Below are 18,589 nucleotides of genomic sequence, written 5' to 3'. Positions count from 1 at the left end.
GCCCTAGAATAGAAGGCTCGCGTCAGCCGCCAGAAAAGTCAGGTGACAGGCTCAAAGTCACTGGCAGGCCGGCGGCAGATTGGGCAGACGAAATCAGGGGGCAGGGTGTCACTCTCATAGATAAAGCCGCAGATCTTACATACAAAGCCCTTGGGCTTGTCCGCCGCGGGCTCCTGGACAGGAGTAGATGCCTCACCTTTGACAGAGGCGGCCAATACCTGGGCCAATTCCTCCAACTCTTTCTCCTGACCTGGGGCAAGAGCGGACTTCAGAGTGATGGGCTCCTGAAGCAACTCCATATTTTTCATCTCACACAGTACCTGGGTCATCAGCTTCCCGCTGGCGGGGGCCCAGGAGCCGTTCTGGATCAGGGCTACCTTCCGGTTTTGCAGGTTGTGATGGAGCAGGTCACGGAGCAGGTGCTCCATAGGGTCGAAGATACCATTATTGAAGGTGGGGGAGGCAAAGACGATGTGACTGTACTTGAAGCAGTCGGACAGCACATAGGAGTAGTGAGTTACCGACACATCATACATTTCCGTCCGGATGCCCAACTCAGACAGCCGGCAGGCCAGGATAGCGGCCGCAGTCTCGGTCCCTCCGTAAATGGAGGCAAAGGCGATGAGGACGCCCTGCTCCTCGGGCTCGTAAGCAGCCCACTTGGAGTATTTGTCCAGAATATAGCCCAGGTCCTTACGCCAGACGGGGCCGTGGAGGGGACAAATCATTTGGATATCCAGCCCGGCAGCCTTTTTCAGCAGGGCGGCCACCTGGGGGCCATACTTGCCCACGATGTTGGTGTAGTACCGCCGGGCCTCATCCAGCCAATCCCGGTCAAAGTCCAACTCATCGGCGAAGAGGACGCCGTTCAATGCGCCAAAGGTGCCGAAGGCGTCGGCGGAAAACAGGATCTTGTCAGTGCTGTCGTAGCTGACCATCACCTCGGGCCAGTGGACCATGGGAGCGTTGGCAAAGGTAAAGGTGTGCCGGCCAGTGGAGATCGTATCCCCCTCATTGACCAAAATGGCGTGGTTCGGATCTGCGCAGTGGAACTGACGGATCATGTTCACCGACTTGCCATTACATACGATGCGAGCCTCGGGATACCGGATCATCAGGTCGCCCAGGGTGGCGGCGTGGTCGGGCTCCATGTGGTGGACAAAGACATAGTCCAGCTTGCGTCCATGGAGGGCCTGCTCCAGATTTTCAAAGAACTGGGTCTGAACGGCCCGATCCACCGTGTCAAAGAGGACGGTTTTCTCATCCAAAAGGAGATAGGAGTTATAGGACATCCCTCTGGGAACGGGGTGGGCGGCCTCGAACTTGGGAGTCTGCCGATCATTTCCGCCAATCCACAGCAAGTCATTTGTCACTTTGCGGATACAGTACATATCTGGACCTCACTTTCTAAAAGGAGATTTTTACCACCGCTATCATACCACATTTTCTTCCAAAAAGATAGTAGGAATAGTTCTTTTTTATTAGAAGCTTTTGATTTCGGAAAAGTACATTGAAAAAGAGGAAAAGATACCGTATAATAAGACAAAATAGCTGCGATAGGAGGGAGTGGCCGTTCCATGTATCACATTGATATTATGACATTATTTCCAGACGTGGTGGGAGATATGCTATGCGAGTCTATTTTAGGGCGGGGACAGGAGCGGGGCTATATCCGCATCGACTGTCACCAGATCCGGGATTATACAAAAAATAAGCAGAAACAGGTGGACGATTACCCCTACGGCGGCGGAAGAGGTGCTGTCATGCAGGCCGATCCCCTCTATCAATGCTGGAAGCATATTTGTGATGAAGCGGGGGAGAGAGTCCACACTATCTATATGTCTCCGGCGGGCAGGACCTTCCGGCAGGCCGATGCCAGACGACTGAAGGACGACTATCAGCGCATTATCCTGGTCTGTGGGCACTATGAAGGGATCGACCAGCGGTTTATCGACGAGTGTGTGGATGAAGAGATCTCTATTGGAGATTTTGTGATGACCGGAGGCGAGATCCCCGCCATGGCGGTGGCCGACGCTGTGTGCCGTCTGGTGCCCGGCGTGCTGTCTGACCCATCGTGCTATGAGAACGAAAGCCATTGGAACGGTATGCTGGAGGCGCCTCAGTATTCCAGACCGGAGGTATGGCACGACCGAACAGTGCCCCCGATTCTTTTGTCCGGCAATCACGCCAAAGTGGAACAGTGGCGGAGAAAGCAGTCCATCCTCCGAACTAGGGAGCGTCGGCCGGACCTGTATGAGAAGCTGGACCTCTCATCCAAAGAGGACAGAAAGCTGTTAAAGGAGCTGGACGAGGAGCTGAGAGATGAGAGGCCCTATGCGGAGAATACCACTGACTGATTTTTCTTTACTTTCCACGAAGGGTGTGGTAAACTATTTTGCACAATCTAATTTTAAAGACTATGTTTGGAGATGGGATACATGAGTTTTAAAATCGTTGTGGACAGTTGCTGCGACCTATCCCCCCAGATGCTGAAGGACCCTTGCTTTGTTAAGGTGCCACTGACCATCCGCTCGAATGGCAGTACCTTTGTGGACGACGAGGGCTTCGATCAGGCTGATCTGCTCTGGTCCATGCGACAGAGCGAAGACGCTCCCTCTACCTCATGTCCATCGCCTCAGTCCTATCTGGATGCCTACCGTGGAGGAGCGGAAGATGTCTATGTAGTTACCCTGTCCGCTCTACTCAGTGGGTCCCATAACAGTGCGGTCCAGGGTAAGCTCCTACTGGAGGAAGAGGAGCCCCAAGTCAATGTCCATGTGTTCAACTCCTGCTCCGCCTCCTCCGGTGAGGTGCTTACCGCCCTGAAAATACGGGAGCTGGCCTCCAGTGGTATGGCCTTTAAGCATGTGGTGCGGGAGGTGGAGCAGTTCATCTACCAGATGCAGACCCTTTTCGTATTGGAATCCCTGGAGAATTTGAGAAAGAACGGTCGCCTAACTAGACTCCAGGCAGTGGTCACCGGAGCGCTGAAGATTAAGCTGCTTATGGCCGCAACCCCAGAGGGGGAGATATGCAAGCTGGGTCAGGCCCTCACCACCAGACAGGCTCTGGTCAAGATGGTGGATAAAATGGCCAGCGATCCGGGGCACCAGGGCAAGACATTGGCCATCACCCACTGCAACTGTCTGGAGCGGGCCTTTCAGGTTAAGGATATGGTAGAAGCCAAATGTAAGTTTGCCCAGACCATTATTTTGGAAGCCGGAGGTATCACCTCTGTCTATGCCAACGACGGCGGTATTGTGACCGCCTATTAAAGTTTCTGTAGGTCTGGACTGTGGGGAAGCGTCCTTTACAGAAAAAGGGCTATAGGAAAGAAAAAATAGGAAGTGGATATGATGTCTATCACTAGACAGCAGGCGTGGGACCTGCTGACCAAATACAATGAGGAGCCCTTCCATCTGCGCCACGCCATTACCGTGGAGCACGTCATGGGATGGTTCTCCCAGGAGCTGGGCTATGGTCAAGAGAAGGAGTTTTGGTCCCTGGTGGGCCTGCTCCACGACCTGGATTTTGAACGCTGGCCGGAGGAGCACTGCGTCAAAAGCCAGGAGCTGATGCGGGAGGCTGGAGTAGAGGAGCCCATCATCCACGCGACAGCGAGCCACGGCTGGGGAATGCGGGTGGAGATCAAACCTGAACATGAGATGGAGAAGGTACTCTATGCCGCGGATGAGCTTACCGGACTGATTGGGGCGGCCGCTCTGATGCGTCCCTCCAGAAGTGTGGCGGATATGGAGCTCAAATCGCTGAAAAAGAAATTTAAGGACAAGAAGTTCGCCGCTGGCTGCTCCAGGGATGTAATCGCCAGAGGGGCAGAGCTGCTGGGATGGGACCTTGATAAGCTGCTAGACATGACCCTGCGAGCCATGCGGCAGGAGGAAGCAGCGATTGAACAGGCCATGACAGACCTCGTTAAGAAAGATTAAAAAATCCTGCCCGGTCCTTGACAATGGCAGGAAGTATGTGATACGATGTGTGCTGTTAAGGGGAGTAGTCGGCGCGGCCCTCCGCGCGGCAAGCCAACAAGCATGAAGGTGCCAGTCGCCTTCTGGTTTTGCCTGAAATGACCAGACCTGCGTTCCAAATATGGGAACGCAGGTCTTTTTTTACGGATATCGGGCAAACTTCCCACACAAAGATATTGAAGATGGAAGAGAAAGGAAGTCGGAAGAATGGGACTTGAGTTTTTGTGGCAGGGTGTGCTGTCCATTACGCCACAGCAGGTTGTCATGTATGTGGTGGGTGGACTGCTTATTTGGCTGGCCATTGAAAAGGGCTTTGAGCCGGCACTGCTGATGCCTATGGGCTTTGGCGCGATTTTGGTAAACCTGCCCCTGTCCGGAGTTATCAACCAAGTCAGCGAGGGCATCGGAGAGACCCACGGTATCATCCAGTGGCTCTTTGAGGTGGGCATTGAGGCCAGCGAGGCCATGCCGATCCTGCTCTTTATCGGTATTGGCGCCATGATAGACTTCGGCCCCCTGCTGGCCAATCCCAAGCTGTTCCTGTGTGGCGCGGCTGCCCAGGCGGGCATCTTCCTGACCATCCTGTTTGCGGCTGGACTGGGCTTTGACTTGAAGGATGCCGCTTCTATCGGTATCATCGGCGCCGCTGATGGGCCCACCTCTATCCTGGTGTCCCAGATACTAAAATCCGACTATGTGGGTGCCATCGCCGTGGCGGCCTACTCCTACATGGCCCTTGTACCCATTATCCAGCCCTTTGCCATCAAGCTGGTCACCACAAAAAAGGACCGGGCTATGCGGATGCCCTATCGGGCCCAGGGAGTGTCTAAGCGGCTGCGCATCCTGTTCCCCATCGTGGTTACCGCCATCGCTGGTCTGGTGGCCCCCTCCTCGGTGGCACTGGTGGGCTTCCTTATGTTCGGCAACTTGATTCGGGAGTGCGGCGTGCTGACCAGCCTGTCCCAGACGGCTCAAAACGAGCTGGCAAACTTGATCACCCTGCTGCTGGGCATCACGATTTCCTTCTCCATGCGGGCAGAGCAGTTCGTTCAGTGGCAGACCCTGATGATCATGGGGCTGGGCCTGGTGGCCTTTGTGCTGGACTCGGTGGTGGGTGTTCTCTTTGTCAAGGTGCTCAACCTGATTACCCCAAAGAATAAGATCAACCCCATGGTGGGCGCCGCGGGCATCTCTGCCTTCCCCATGTCCTCACGGGTCATTGAGAAGCTGGGGCAGGAGGCTGACTCCCAGAACCACCTGCTGATGCACGCGGTGGCCGCCAACGTGTCCGGACAGATCGCCTCTGTGGTGGCCGGCGGCGTGGTACTGCAGTATTTCGCTAATAATCCTATCCTGTAACAGTGGAACAAGGAGGAAAAGAATATGAATGAGAATATAATCCATGCCCTTGGAATGATGGGGCAGGGGATGCTGGGCATCTTTGTTGTGCTGGGATTGATTGCCGGGCTGGTAGCCCTGATGCAGAAGTTTGAAAACCGAAAGAAGTAACAGATGTGCCGGGCCCACCTAAGTGGGCCCGGCACGATTTATTTCCAGTCATCTATTACGTCCTCCAGACTGACAGGTCCCACAAGGTTGTCCACTAAAAGGGTCATCAGCTCATCAATGCGGACAGGGCTTGTGGTAATGGACGGCACCGAGGCGGAATCCCCATCTTCCTCGTCAATCCGTACACCATAGTCCTCACAGCAGAACTGACCAACGGGTATCTGATCCACTGTGAGATAGTAGTGAAATGTACGCTGTCTTCCTAGGTCGTCCGCGCAGCTTCTTGATGCGATTTTCATTTCCATCATCTTGTGCTTCATCTCCCGGATTTTCGTTGTAAATACATTATATAGTGGGTAATGGGAGAATGAAAAGAAAAAGATATCGCAAAAGAAAGCCCAATTCGCTGCTATTCGACACTCTTTTTTAGCCAGAGAGAGGAGAAAAGGAAAAACGGGTCGAAAAAAGAGACGTTAAGGGGAAAAGAAATCCCCTCCGCCAGAACCGGCGGAGGGGAGAGGGGTCATTTGACGCGGAGGCGCTTGGATAGCTCACCATCAGGGGTCACCCAGGCGGTTTCATAAGTGGTGTATACCACCATGCCGGGGCGGGCACCAGCGGGCTTTTTCACATACTTTACCGGCGTATAGTCCACTGGGACCTTGCCGCTGTCCCGGCCCTGGGAGAACCAGGCGGCCAGACCCGCGGCCTCGGTCAGGCTCTGGGCGTCGGGCTGCCTCCCCTCGGTCCACAGGATGACATGGGAGCCGTGTATCTTCTGGGTATGGAACCAAATGTCGCTCTTGAAGGCTTGTTTACAGGTGAGCAGGTCGTTCTGTATATTATTTTTACCTACCGAGATGCGCAGCCCGGCGGAGGAACGGAACTCCATAGGCTTGGAGGACACCCGCCTCCCTCGGTCGCGCGCCTTGGCTTGGCGGCGCAGGTATCCGGTGTCGGTGAGCTCCTGACGGATCTCCTGAAGGTCACGCTCCCCCTCTGCCAGAGTGATATTCTCCAGAACGCTGTTCAGGTAATCTAACTCCTTGCGCCCCTTCTCAAGCTGGATGGTCAGCATCTCCTCCGCCTTTTTGGCCTTGTTATAATCCTTATAATACTTTGCGGCGTTCTGCTGGGGAGTCAGGAGGGGATCTAGCTTGATGTCTACTTCCTTGCCATCCGGGTCATAGAAATCTACCGTCCGAAGTCGGGACATCCCCTTTTTCATCAAATGGAGACTGCTGGTCAGGATGTCACCCAGCTCACGAAGTCGGTCACGGTCCAGCGTGGCGGCCAGCTCCTTTTCCTGATTGCCAATTTTCCGGGCGGTGCGGTCCCTGGCGTTGGTGACAGAGCGGATCAAATCCTGCCCCTTCTGTTTGATCCGTTCCAGACTTTCTTTCTGCTCGTAGAACTGGTCCAGCATAGCGGAGAAAGTGGGCCAGCTCTCCAGCTTCGCCGCTCCACCATACTGAGTAACCGGAAGAAATGTGAAATCCTTTGCCTTCCCATCGAGGTAGATAAGCGTCGGATGAAAGTGGTTTTCCTTCACGGAACGAATGAGCCGTTCCAGTTGGTCCAACAGCCTGGTCCGGCCCGCCGGGCCCAGGACATTCAGACGAATGTCGGTGCTGCCACCCGCCTGCTGGGCCAGTTCCCGGCAGACTAGGGGAGAGAGTCCTCCAAAAGTGTCCAACAGCCATTTGTCGGCCTGGGCCTCGTCTGGGGCGGTGGACAGCAGTTCCTCCAGCCGCTGCCTGTCCGCATGTAGCGGATCCTCCTTGCTCTGGGCGGGGGGGAGGCGGTAGAACATCCCAGGCTGGAGGAGCCGTCTGCTCCCGGTGCCGTCAGACAGGCCGGAGTCCACCCGGCGGATACAGTCCAGGATGCGGCCCTCGCCATCCAGCAGGACCAGATTGGCCCGGTGGCTGATAACCTCCAGCATCAGCCGGCGTTCCACCCGGTCGCCCAGCTCGTCCAGGGCCTCCAGACGAAATTCTACCACCCGCTCCAGCGGAGGCTGAGTGACTTCCAGAATCCGTCCAGAGGTGAGGTGCTTGCGGAGCAGCATACAGAACATAGGGGGGGTATCGGGGTTTTCACGGGGCAGCTGAGTGAGCTGGGGCCGGGGGTGGCTGGGATTGGCGGACAGCAGCAGCTTTGCGTTGCCCCCTTGGGTCCGGAGAGCCAAGAGGATCTCATCCCGGCCGGGCTGATAGATCTTATCAATCTTGGAGCCTGCCAGCGCTGTATTCAATTCATGGACGATGCCGGAAAGGCAGAGTGCGTCTAAGGGCATAGATATCCACCTCGCAAAAGAACTGGGGAGGGATGGGGCGCTTATTCCTCTCCCATCATCACTTCAAACAGCTGATTGAGCCGCTCTGTCCTCCCTTGGAGATACAGCCATCCAAACAGGGCCTCCAGTCCGGTGGCAGCCTGGTATTCTCCCCGGCTGGCCGCCTTGGGGACCGAGTGGGGCGCGGTATTTCGTCCACGCCGAAAGACATCCTCCTCCTCCTGGGTAAGCAGGGGCAGGATTCGCTCCAGCCGCCGGGCCTGAGCGGGCGCGGCCACATAGGTTACGGTCGCCCGGTGGAGGTCCTTTACCTTGGCCTTTCCATGGAGGCAGAGCCAGGAGCGTACCATCACCTCAAATACGCTGTCCCCCAAGTGGGCCAGCCCGAGGCTGGACAGGGCCAGAAGCTGATCCCGGCCCATATCAAGATGGAAATAGTCAGTCATCAAAATAGACCTCCCTGCGGATTTTGGCCCCTTATGATACCATGTCTGAGGGGAAAATACAAGGGTGTGTGAGGAGCGGGTTGCGACAGTTACAGCGTCCACAGAATCGAAATGTAAAAAACTCTTGACATATTTTGAAGTCTATGATATCTTAAAAATGTCAAAAGAGTTTGACATATATCAATATGGAGTAGGAGGAACCTGGTTATGACTATGACGGAGATCGGCCTGCTGGCCTTTGGCGTATTTCTGCTGCTTCTGATTGTGCTGGATGTGGGGATGATCGTCTCTCTGGTGCGCCAGGGGGATGAGCGGAGGCAGATGATCGTCTGGAAGACCAGTACCTATACATTATTGGGGGCCTCTGGTGCCCTGGTGCTGGATATCATTGAAAATCTGGTGCGGAGCCAGCCCATGGCCGTCAATCCCTTTATTCATTTGGCTTCGACAGCGACGATTTACTTTGTTGTGCTGATGATTTACAGAAAGAAATATGGTGATTGACCGTGGAGAATAGGATCCGTGAGCTGCGAAAAGAGCGGGGCATCTCACAGGAGGAGCTGGCAAAGCTCTGCCATGTATCCCGGCAGACGGTCAACGCCATCGAGAACAATAAGTATGACCCGACGCTGGCCTTGGCGTTCTGCCTGGCCCGGGTGCTGGGCACTACGGTGGATGCCCTGTTTCGATGTGAATGAAAAAGAAACTCCCCCTGCCCTTATGAGGGCAGGGGGAGTTTTTATAGGAAGAATCTGGATAATTTATAAAAGTGTACTTTTCCAAATTTTGGACAGTACATCTTTCTAATATCAAATATAGCATTAACGCCAGAAAAAAGCAACAATTTAATTTTGTTTTTATTCTAATCTCCAAATTTATAAAAGTACACTTTTTCAGGATGCCGATAGCAGATTATTAAAATGAATAAGGAGGTAAATGGGAAGTCGTCCTATACTGCAAGCTCTGCTTCGGCATCCTGATGCACAGCACATTAAAAAAGGAGGTCAAAAAATGAACGTTCCCAGCAAGCGCACATCCCGGATGATCAGTATGCTCTTGGTACTCACCATGCTTATGGGGCTACTGACGGTGAGCGTTTCTGCACAGCCCGCCGCACAGGGCTCGAAAGTGGAAGATGCCATTCTTTACACGATCAATGCAGATAATGAGCTAGAGTACAACGTAGTTTATTCCTCCGCAATGACAGAGGCAACTCATGTGTCAGGAGAGGGCATTAGTTCCATTGACGAATTGAAAACCGCCCTCGGCACGCCTGATGACCTCGGCGATGCAATTACCGCAAATCTAACCATTACAGACGGTTCAGTTACAGAGATCGTGGTACAATCCATTGCCGAACGCCCCATTATCGGAATTTCCTGGAAGAAAGATTCCATTGGAAGTGATTACAGTGGCTTCGCTGAGGCGTTTGAGCGCAACGGCGCAATTTCCGTTTTTCTGCCACAGGTGAAAACGGAAGAAGAGGCCGCAGATGTCCTTTCCTCTATTGACGGTATTTTCTTTACTGGCGGAGAGGACTGGAATCCTGACCTCTATCATGAAATACAAACTCCCCACGGGTCTTCCGGCTGGAACGACACCCGTGATACCTCAGATATTTACCTGATGCGTAAGGCTGTTGAACTAGACGTGCCTCTGCTGGCCGTCTGCCGGGGTGAGCAGGGTTTCAACGTCGCCCTCGGCGGCAAACTGATCCAGGACGTACCTTATTATCTGGGGCAGCAGGTGCTCAAAGGAAAGATCTCTCCTGCCCGCGTCACTGGCGTGCTTTCCGGCCCCTCTGAGTCGGAAATGGCCCAGCTTGAAACCGTCTGTGAAGAGTTCGGCCTTGAAGGAATCCCCGAAATCCTGGCTGAGTCCGTACAGGACACTGGCTACACCAAGTATGACGAGGACGGAGAAAAACTTGGCAGCACCTACGACAAAGGGACTGGAACTTACACCGAATTTGGTGAAGACTGTAAAGCTGGTCACCTGCGCGTGCAGATTGACGGGCTGGTCCACAGCGGCGGTAAGGGTTATCATAAACTGGACGCCGGCACAGACGGCGATGGCATAGGTATTGCGACGGATTCCAAGTGGCTGTATGACATTATCGGCTCTGATGAGATCGAACTGATTGCCACTGCCCACCACCAGTCCATCGATCCTGAAAATCTGGCCGAGGGACTGACCGTAGTGGCAAAGTCCTCCGACGGCATCATCGAGGCTGTGGAGTATCAAAATGCTACATTCGCTCTGGCACTTCAGTGGCATCCTGAGCGTGACGCTCTGGAGGATACCAGGGGTACTGATGTGGACCAGGACTTGTCCAACGCCCCTCTGCGGGCTCTGGTTGAGTATGCCAGACTCAAGATTGAGGAAGAAGAGGAAGAGATCCCAGGTGGCGGTGATGAAGGAGATGATGAGCCGTTCCAGCCCGCAGTTACCTATGAGGTCACTGTTACTGACGAGGAGCGCGCCGCAATTCACGAGGCTGTAGATAACCTGGCCGGTTACGTTGGTGACATGGTGGTCGGAGACGAAACATATAATCCTTATACATTGGTAGGGGCTCTGGCTGAGGGCTCTAGCTATGACTCTATCTCCTATGGCGCAACTGCATCTGGTGACGCGCCAACGGAGTATCCATTCTATGTGCCCAACACCGAGGCCAATAAAAATGAGCATGATCGCAAGGTAGCCAAGCTAGCTTGGGTCAAGGAACTGGGTGAGGCATTAGGGCTAGAAGTGGTCCAGCGCCAGGAGGATAAGTACGTTTATGTAGAAATTGGCGATCCCGACGCCCCCGAAATGGTCATGGCCCTTAGTCATTTGGACTCGCCTACCGGCTCAATTTCTGATGCCCAGCTGAAACGCTGGAGAGATCCAACCGGGAAGCTGGGTGCAGAAGGCGGTGACCCAGCAGCCTACCACACCCCCTATGTAAAGGACGGTTGGCTGTACGGCGCTGGCGTCCAGGACGACAGCGGTCCCACCCTGGCTACCCTCTTTGCGGCTAAGGCCCTTCAGGACTCCGGTGTGGAGTTCGACCGCCGCATCCGCATAGTCATGGGCTGCTATGAGGATGGAAGTCCTGCAAAACCGAGTGCGGACGACACTTTGAACTATATCGATATTCCATATTACAGCGCCCCTAGCTTCTATGACAACTGGACCTATAAGACGCTGAACCGGGAAGAAATCCCCATCGCTGCCTATACCTCTGATTCCCGGTTTCCTGTGGTGGTAGGCAATACAAAAGCGTGGACTCCTACGCTTACTATGAACCTCTCAGGGGACCTAGGTAAGCCCTTCGCCTTAGTAAGCACCGGTGCCGGCGTGACCCTGCGCGAAGGCGACCCCACTCTGAAGGACATCGTGTACGGTAGTGCCAACCAAATTGCCTCCCGTGCTATTTTCGTGTTGGACACCTCCAATGCGGAGAAGGCCGCTGTGGAGGAATTCTGTCGGAAGGTAGAACAGGCCGCCGAGGAGTGCGGCTGGCTGCCCAAGGAAGATGGCAAGACCCAGAAAGTCCAACTGACCGAAGATAACAGCACCTTAACCATGGAGATCAACACCGATGTGCCCATGGAGTATCCTATGCCCATGTACAGCAAAAACGCCGTGGTCTGGGGGATGTACCTCCTGTCCCAGGCGCTCCCTGAGGGCATGGAGCTGAAAAAGGCCGCCGATGGCATCTCCAACCTGTTCTTCCAGAACTGCGTCGAGGGCGAAGCCTATATTGGCAAATACATGGACATCCCCGAAGACCTGTTGCGTAACCCCAATGACGGAACAGCCAATCTGACCATCGCACCCATGGGCACGATTAACGACGAGGACCCCTCGAAGTTCCCATTTTATGACCAGGAAAGCAAGACTTTGGAAATTCCCCTGGTCATCAGAAGCATCCACTCTAATGAATCCGACTATAAGACAGCAACCCAGGCGGTAGTAAGTGCTTGTGAGAAGAATGGCTTTGCTCTCTCTGGAAACGTACCGTCTTTCTCCGCACCCAGTCTGTACCTGACCCATGATAATCCCCTGACCGCTCTCCAGTATGCCAGCTATAAGGCAACTATTAGGTTTGCTCCCGATGAGTTCAGCGGTCCCAATGAACTGCTGGACATCAGCTATCCCGTTGGTACCACAGGCGGTACTCTGGCCAGTGACTATCAGAATAAGATGACCGCCTTTGGCGCTGTCATCCCTGGTAACGAGCGTTGGTGGCACTCCGCCAACGAGCGCATCAGCGTTGAGTCCATTGTGCAAATGACCAAGATGATGGCTGACGGAATGCTGGAGATGGCCCGCTACTCTGGCTCTGCGGGCGCACAGTTTATGTGGGCGGATCTGGAAGGCCTTAATGCTGACCGGGCCGACTTGGACCTGCTGGACGTAACCATTGACACCTACCAGGACGCATCCGATGAAATCAGCACAACCATTCTGGACGGAGATGAATTGATCGGTGCCACTGACTTTGAGATTCATATGTGGGCCAAACGGGGGAACGGCACCAAGAGCCAGATTGCATATGATCTGGGGCACGAATCAGGTGGCGTGTACCTGTCTCTGGACGATCAAGACTTCCAGGAGAACGACTTTGTTCTGCCCATGCGCCTTGAATTTAAGTATGAACGTCCCAGCGACATGAGTTCTGCTGACTGGAACGCTCTCCGCAGCGGAGAACTGGATATGGTCAGTTTTAGTCTGTTGAAGGATGGTACTTCCGTCGCACTGACCGTTCCTGACGATCAGAAGGCTGAGGACTACTTCTCTATCCGTGTGGATGAGAATAATGAAGACGCAGTCTATGTGGCGGTCAATGTGGCTATCATCGACGGCGAGTATACCGGTGTCGAGCCCGTGATGGCCGACTCCAAGACCGACCTGTTTAAGCTGAATGAAGATTGGCTGGCTGCCGGAAACGAGAATCCTTTCCCTGAGCGAGGACAAATCGAGAAGCGCGGTTTCTTCCTATTCGGCGACGATGGGAAGGACGCTTGCTTCCAGTCCCCGGATGCAATCTATGCTGTGCTCAACACGGACCAGATTACAGGTGGCGGTAGTAGCGGCGGCGGCGGCTCCAGCAGCTACTCCATCAGCGTGGACAAGAACATTGACAACGGTAGCGTGACCGTGTCCCCCAAGAGCGCCTCCAGCGGCCGGACGGTGACCATCACCGTCAAGCCCGACGAGGGCTATGAGCTGGACGAGCTGACCGTCACCGACAAGAATGGGGACGAGATCAAGCTTACCGACAAGGGCGATGGCAAGTATACCTTCAAGATGCCCCGGTCCAAGGTGACCATTGAGGCCTCCTTCGTAGAGATCGACCACCAGGATACCTGCCCCTCCGCCGGCTTCCGGGATGTGGACGAGGACGCCTGGTACCATGAGGCGGTGGACTACGCCCTGGACAACGGCCTGATGTCCGGTGTGTCCGACCGGGAGTTCGCCCCCGGCAGCACCCTGACCCGCGCCATGGTGGCCCAGATGCTGTACAGCCTGGAGGGCAAGCCCGCGGCCGGCAGCGCTGACTTCGCTGACGTGGCGGAGGGCGCCTGGTACGCCGACGCCATTTCCTGGGCGGCCGGTGAGGGCATCGTGTCCGGCTACGGCGACACCTTCGGCCCCAACGATCCCATTACACGGGAACAGCTGGCGGCCATCCTGTACCGCTACGCCCAGAACGAGGGGTACAAGACCAGCCAGAGCGGCAAGGGGACAGAGGGCTATCTGGACGCCTCCTCCATCTCCAGCTATGCCGTGAAGGCCATGGACTGGGCGGTAAACGCCGGTCTGCTGTCCGGCAAGGGGAACAACACCCTGGCGCCTACCGCCGGGGCCACCCGTGCCGAGGTGGCGCAGATCTTTATGAACTTCTGTGAGAATATCGCAAAGTAAATATAGGTACTGCAAGCGGGGCGCCCTATGAGGCGCCCCGCTCCTGTTCTTGCTAGATATGCCTTTTCCAACATTCAGTGGGGAAAAGGCCCGGAGGAAGGGCAAAAACAGGTCACCGGAACAATAGATTGGACTTGCTTTTTTCGGCCAGACGTTATAAACTACTTTCATGGCAGAGTAGGATCACACGTGCTGGCCGGGTTCCGGCCTTTAGTGTCGGCGGGACGGGGAGTTGTCCGCCGGACGAACAGCGGTACCGCGCAAGCGGCCCGCGGCAGTGGGTGGTCCGCATCCCGCTGCCGCATATCGGGGTAAAATTGCTTCCTTTGTGCGGCGTTCCCTTCCGGGGCTGCCGAAAAACAAAAGGAGGTATTTTTATGCCACAGACACAAAGTGTTGACCAACTCTACCGTACCCCCCTTACCCCGTCCTATTGGCGGCAGGCGAGGGCGGCTCTGTCCAGCCCTAAAATGCTGGTCTTTGCCGCGCTGATGGTGGCCCTGACCCGGGCCCTGTCCATTCCACCCAGCATCCCTATCGGGCACACCAGTCTGTCCTTCGGATTTCTGGCCCGGTCCCTCTGCGCCTTGGTATGCGGCCCTGTGCTGGGGCTGGCCTTTGGGTTTGTGGAGGATATTCTGGGCTTTATCCTAAAGCCGACCGGCGAGTTCTTTTTCGGTTATACCCTATCCACCATGCTGGGGGTGCTCGCATACGCTCTGTGCTTTTACCGGGCAAGGATCACGGTGTGGCGGCTGGTGCTGGCCAATCTGCTGGTCAATCTGCTGGTCAACGCCGCGCTGGGGTCGGTGTGGACGATGATGGTCCGGGGCGGAGGCTACTGGGGCTGGTTTGTCCCCAGCCTGGGGAAAAATCTGCTGACTATCGTTCCGAAGACGATTCTGCTCTATATCCTGTATCAGGCCCTGCTGCCCATTCTGCGCCAGATGAGGATCATCCCGAACCAGTTGGGGCCAAAGGGATTGATTTCCTTCTTCTGACCCCAAGCTGATTCAAACGAAAGGGAGGGCCGGACCATGCGGAAATTGGCGATTCTGGCCTTTTCCTTTTCCGGGGCTGTTTTTGCGGCCGCCCGGCTCCTGCCAGAGAATTGGCTTCCTGCCGGTGCTGTGGCTGCGGGATTCCTGTTCCTTGCCCTGCTGGTTTTTCGTCGTGGGCTGGGGGATAGTGGACTGGCCCTCCGCCTGGTCTGCGCGGGCTGCGCCTTGGGGCTGGCCTGGACAGCCGCTTATATTCAGATATTTTTCCAGCCAGCCAGAGAACTGGATGGGCAGACTGTCCTTCTTTGCGCCGAGGCGGCCGATTGGCCCCAGGAGGGGGACTACGGCTGGTCCGTGCTGGTAAAGCTGAAAACGGACAGGGGGATATCCCTGTCCACCGTTCTCTACCTGGATGAGCAGGGAAGCCAGGTCAAGCCCGGAGACCGGCTCTCTACGGTGGCCCACTGCACCCTTGGGGACCGGACTCTAACAGGGGAGGAGATCACCTACTATACCGCCAAAGGCATCTTTCTCCGGGCACATGCATATGGACGGCTGGACACTCAGCGTCCGGAGCGAGTCCCCATCCGGTACTGGTCCGCCCTCCTGTCGAAGGAGCTGAAGGCGGGGATCAGCGCCGCCTTTCCGAAGGATACCGCTCCCTTGATCCAGGCTCTGGTCACCGGAAACCGGGATGGGCTGACCGATCAGTTTACCACATCCCTCCAGCGCACCGGGCTAAGTCATACGGTGGCGGTCTCTGGGATGCATCTGGCCTTTTTGTCCGGCCTTTTGACGCTCCTACTGGGCAGGGGAAAGCGGTCCACCGCTGTTGCAAACCTCGTCTGGGCGGTGCTGTTCTGTGGGATCGCGGGCAATACGCCCTCGGTGCTCCGGGCAGCGGTGATGATATCGATGCTCCAGTTGGCCCCTCTGTTCCGCCGGGAGAGGGACGGGGCCACCGCACTGGGATTGGCCCTGATGGGTCTGCTGGCCTGGAACCCTTTTTCCGCCGCCCATCTCGGCCTTCAACTGTCCTTTGGCGCGGTGGCCGGGATATTACTGGTATCTGATCGTATCCAGAATGGAATGCGGAGGCTGCTTCGATTGGAGGGCCCTCGAAAGAGTCCTGTGACCAGGTTGCTTCTTGTGGTCCCGGATTTCCTGGTGTCCACCTTATCCGCCACACTGGGCGCGTCCCTGTTGACGGTACCTCTGGTAGCCGTCTATTTTGGTTATCTCTCCCTGATCGCGCCCCTGGCGAATCTGCTGACCCTTTGGGCGGTAGCCGTCCTCTTTGTGGCGGGGTTGTGGCTTGGCGTTTTTGGGGTTATCCTTCCGGGGGCGGCGGCTGTTATGGCAATACCCTTTACAGCATTGGCTCGCTATTTGGATTGGGTGGTGGATGGACTGTCCTCTCTTTCCCTGGCCGCCCTGCCTATGGATTCTTTTTATTATCGGGCCTGGGTCGTCTTTCTCTACCTGATGCTGGGAGCGGCGCTGCTGATCCGGGGGAAGAAGCGGATACTGGTCCCGCTGTGCGCCGGAGCGGCCACGCTGGCCTTCTGCCTGCTTTGTTCCGCGCTTGCCTTTCGGGCGGGGGAGCTGACTGCCGCCGTTCTTGACGTGGGCCAGGGGCAGAGCGTGCTCCTTCGGACCGGGGACTATCTAACGCTGGTGGACTGCGGCGGAGAGGGACAGCGAGACCCAGGGGATGTGGCCGCCGACTACATCCAGGCCCAGGGAATGGCCCGGCTGGATCTGCTGGTAGTGTCCCATTACCACACCGACCACGCTAACGGCATCCCCCAGCTGCTGCGCCGGATCCCCGTAGGGACAATTGCCCTGCCCGACGTGGAAGAGGGCGATCCGCTGCGGGAGGAGATCATCTCTCTGGCCCAGGAGCGGGGAATCGAGCTGTATTTTGTCCGCCAGGATACCAATTTTGACCTGGGTGAGGGGCGCTCCATAGAGATCTTTCCACCTGTGGGCCAGGGTGGGCAGACAAACGAGCTGGGACTGACTGTGCTGGCCTCCTCCGGCGGCTTTGCGGCCCTCATCACCGGGGATATGAGCGGGGAGTCGGAGAAAGAGCTGCTGGCCCACGCGGACCTTCCAGACATTGACCTGCTGGTGGCGGGGCACCACGGCTCACGGGATTCCACTACAGGAGAGCTGCTGGAGCGGGTGCGGCCAGAGCTGGCTGTCATCTCTGCGGGGAAGGGGAACAGCTACGGACATCCCGCCCCGGAAACGCTGGAGCGTCTGGACGGGGTGGGAGCCCTGATTTACCGCACGGACCTCCAGGGGACTGTGGTGGTCCGGGCAGATGGGCACGCTCCCGCCGAGGGGTGAACCAAACAGAAGAACAGGAGGGTGCGCCATGCCGCCCAAGGGAAAGCCGGATACTGCCGGCTACGAGAAATTTTTAAAAGATCTGGAGAGCGGAATTTTCGGTCAGCTCTATCTCTTTCACGGGGAGGAGACATATCTTCGGGACCACTATTTGGGCCAGTTGAAGGACAAACTTCTGGCTGGTGGGATGGGGGCCTTTAACCTCCATGAGATCGCCCCCAAGGATATCTCCCCTCACGCCATGGAGGAGGCGGTGGACTGCCTGCCCATGATGGGGGAGCGGACTGTCGTGCTGGTGACGGATTTTGACCTGTCAAAAACAGGTGAGAAGGACCGGGAGGACTATATCCGCATTTTTTCGCAGCTGCCGGAATACTGCTGTGTCGTGCTGGTCTATGACTTAATTCCTTACAAGCTGGACGCCCGGACCAAGCTCGCCTCGGCCATAAAGGAGCACGGTACTGTGGTAAACTTTGTCCGGCAGGAGGAAAATGAGCTGGTAAAGTGGGTGACCCGCCGATTCCGTGCCCTGGGCAAGCGGATCGACAGCCGTCTGGCGTCGGAGCTTATCTTTCTGTGCGGCGATCTGATGCACAACCTGGTGGGCGAGATCGAGAAGGTCGGGGCCTATGCCAAGGGGGAGCAGATCACCCGGCAGGACATTGAGGCGGTGGCCACTCCCCAGTTGGATACCGTGGTCTTTCGCATGACCGATGCCATTGGGGAGAAGAATTTTGACCGGGCTGCGGGTGTGCTGGGGGAGCTGTACCAGATGCAGGAGACGCCCTATGTCATTATGGCTTCTCTGGGCAGACAGATGCGGCAGCTGTACTCGGCCAGGCTGGCTCTGGAGCAGGGGAAAGGGGCCTCCTATGTGGCGGACCTGTGGAAGCTGAAGCCGTACCCGGCCGACAAGCTGATGACAAGCGCCAGGCGGTTTTCCCTAAAGTGGTGCCGGAAGGCCGTGGTCCGCTGCGGTCAGACCGATCTGGCGATGAAGTCCACTGGACAGGACGGCAAGGAGCTGCTGACTACCCTTCTGTTGGAACTGGCCGATCCGGCCTGAGAAACGGGGGC

The 18,589-nt window shown here is 56.2% G+C and carries 15 protein-coding genes and 1 riboswitch; of the genes, 11 read left to right on the top strand and 4 right to left on the bottom strand.

Annotated features, from left to right (window positions below):
* Nucleotides 1-38 precede the first annotated feature (38 nt).
* Nucleotides 39-1,391 (bottom strand): MBL fold metallo-hydrolase, encoded by a 1,353-nt coding sequence (locus WKS99_RS09020; protein WP_147571932.1) that lies wholly within the window; start codon nt 1,389-1,391, stop codon nt 39-41.
* A 186-nt stretch (nt 1,392-1,577) separates the two neighbouring features.
* Here WKS99_RS09020 and trmD point away from each other — a divergent pair, with 186 nt between their 5' ends.
* The 5 genes from trmD (at nt 1,578) to WKS99_RS08995 (ending at nt 5,495) form a co-directional block, all read left to right on the top strand.
* A complete protein-coding gene (gene trmD, locus WKS99_RS09015) occupies nt 1,578-2,357 on the top strand; it encodes a tRNA (guanosine(37)-N1)-methyltransferase TrmD (RefSeq protein ID WP_340405773.1) in 780 nt (259 codons plus the stop codon).
* Nucleotides 2,358-2,438: 81 nt separating this feature from the next.
* On the top strand, nt 2,439-3,275 hold the full coding sequence (locus tag WKS99_RS09010) for a DegV family protein (protein WP_340405772.1): 837 nt from the start codon (nt 2,439-2,441) through the stop codon (nt 3,273-3,275).
* Nucleotides 3,276-3,356: 81 nt separating this feature from the next.
* Entirely contained in the window at nt 3,357-3,947 is a 591-nt protein-coding gene (locus tag WKS99_RS09005; RefSeq protein ID WP_207721983.1) for a hydrolase, read from the top strand.
* Nucleotides 3,948-4,193: 246 nt separating this feature from the next.
* Nucleotides 4,194-5,345 carry a sodium ion-translocating decarboxylase subunit beta gene (locus WKS99_RS09000; protein ID WP_186853278.1) on the top strand — a complete coding sequence of 384 codons (1,152 nt, stop codon included), beginning with the start codon at nt 4,194-4,196 and terminating at the stop codon, nt 5,343-5,345.
* A gap of 24 nt (nt 5,346-5,369) precedes the next feature.
* Entirely contained in the window at nt 5,370-5,495 is a 126-nt protein-coding gene (locus WKS99_RS08995) for a sodium pump decarboxylase gamma subunit (RefSeq protein WP_147571927.1), read from the top strand.
* Between the two features lie 38 nt (nt 5,496-5,533).
* Here the strand turns inward: WKS99_RS08995 and WKS99_RS08990 are convergent, their stop codons facing one another.
* From WKS99_RS08990 to WKS99_RS08980, 3 genes are all read right to left on the bottom strand, one after another.
* Nucleotides 5,534-5,803: a DUF6514 family protein gene (locus WKS99_RS08990; RefSeq protein WP_147571926.1), complete on the bottom strand. Its 270-nt coding sequence runs from the start codon at nt 5,801-5,803 to the stop codon at nt 5,534-5,536.
* A 215-nt stretch (nt 5,804-6,018) separates the two neighbouring features.
* Entirely contained in the window at nt 6,019-7,794 is a 1,776-nt protein-coding gene (locus tag WKS99_RS08985; protein ID WP_147571925.1) for an Rqc2 family fibronectin-binding protein, read from the bottom strand.
* Nucleotides 7,795-7,835: 41 nt separating this feature from the next.
* A complete protein-coding gene (locus tag WKS99_RS08980) occupies nt 7,836-8,240 on the bottom strand; it encodes a Mini-ribonuclease 3 (RefSeq protein ID WP_147571924.1) in 405 nt (134 codons plus the stop codon).
* A gap of 207 nt (nt 8,241-8,447) precedes the next feature.
* On the opposite strand from WKS99_RS08980, the gene WKS99_RS08975 reads away from it, so the two are divergent.
* The 6 genes from WKS99_RS08975 (at nt 8,448) to holA (ending at nt 18,578) form a co-directional block, all read left to right on the top strand.
* Entirely contained in the window at nt 8,448-8,744 is a 297-nt protein-coding gene (locus WKS99_RS08975; protein WP_240287563.1) for a hypothetical protein, read from the top strand.
* Between the two features lie 2 nt (nt 8,745-8,746).
* Nucleotides 8,747-8,938: a helix-turn-helix transcriptional regulator gene (locus WKS99_RS08970; RefSeq protein ID WP_147571923.1), complete on the top strand. Its 192-nt coding sequence runs from the start codon at nt 8,747-8,749 to the stop codon at nt 8,936-8,938.
* A 313-nt stretch (nt 8,939-9,251) separates the two neighbouring features.
* Nucleotides 9,252-14,156, top strand: a complete 4,905-nt coding sequence (locus tag WKS99_RS08965) for a M20/M25/M40 family metallo-hydrolase (RefSeq protein WP_340405771.1) — start codon at nt 9,252-9,254, stop codon at nt 14,154-14,156.
* A 171-nt stretch (nt 14,157-14,327) separates the two neighbouring features.
* A riboswitch (THF riboswitch) is annotated at nt 14,328-14,457 on the top strand.
* 76 nt (nt 14,458-14,533) lie between these two features.
* Nucleotides 14,534-15,157, top strand: coding sequence for a folate family ECF transporter S component (locus WKS99_RS08960; protein ID WP_340405770.1), 624 nt, complete (start codon nt 14,534-14,536; stop codon nt 15,155-15,157).
* 36 nt (nt 15,158-15,193) lie between these two features.
* Nucleotides 15,194-17,512, top strand: coding sequence for a DNA internalization-related competence protein ComEC/Rec2 (locus WKS99_RS08955; protein ID WP_340405769.1), 2,319 nt, complete (start codon nt 15,194-15,196; stop codon nt 17,510-17,512).
* A 28-nt stretch (nt 17,513-17,540) separates the two neighbouring features.
* Nucleotides 17,541-18,578 (top strand): DNA polymerase III subunit delta, encoded by a 1,038-nt coding sequence (holA, locus tag WKS99_RS08950; protein WP_340405768.1) that lies wholly within the window; start codon nt 17,541-17,543, stop codon nt 18,576-18,578.
* The last annotated feature ends 11 nt before the right edge of the window (nt 18,579-18,589 follow it).

The organism is Flintibacter sp. HCN-6482, from assembly GCF_037892565.1.
In the GTDB taxonomy this organism is placed as follows: domain Bacteria; phylum Bacillota; class Clostridia; order Oscillospirales; family Oscillospiraceae; genus Lawsonibacter; species Lawsonibacter aceti.
The sequence above is the reverse complement of the archived record's forward strand: the minus strand, read 5'-3'. Positions and strand labels throughout refer to the sequence as shown.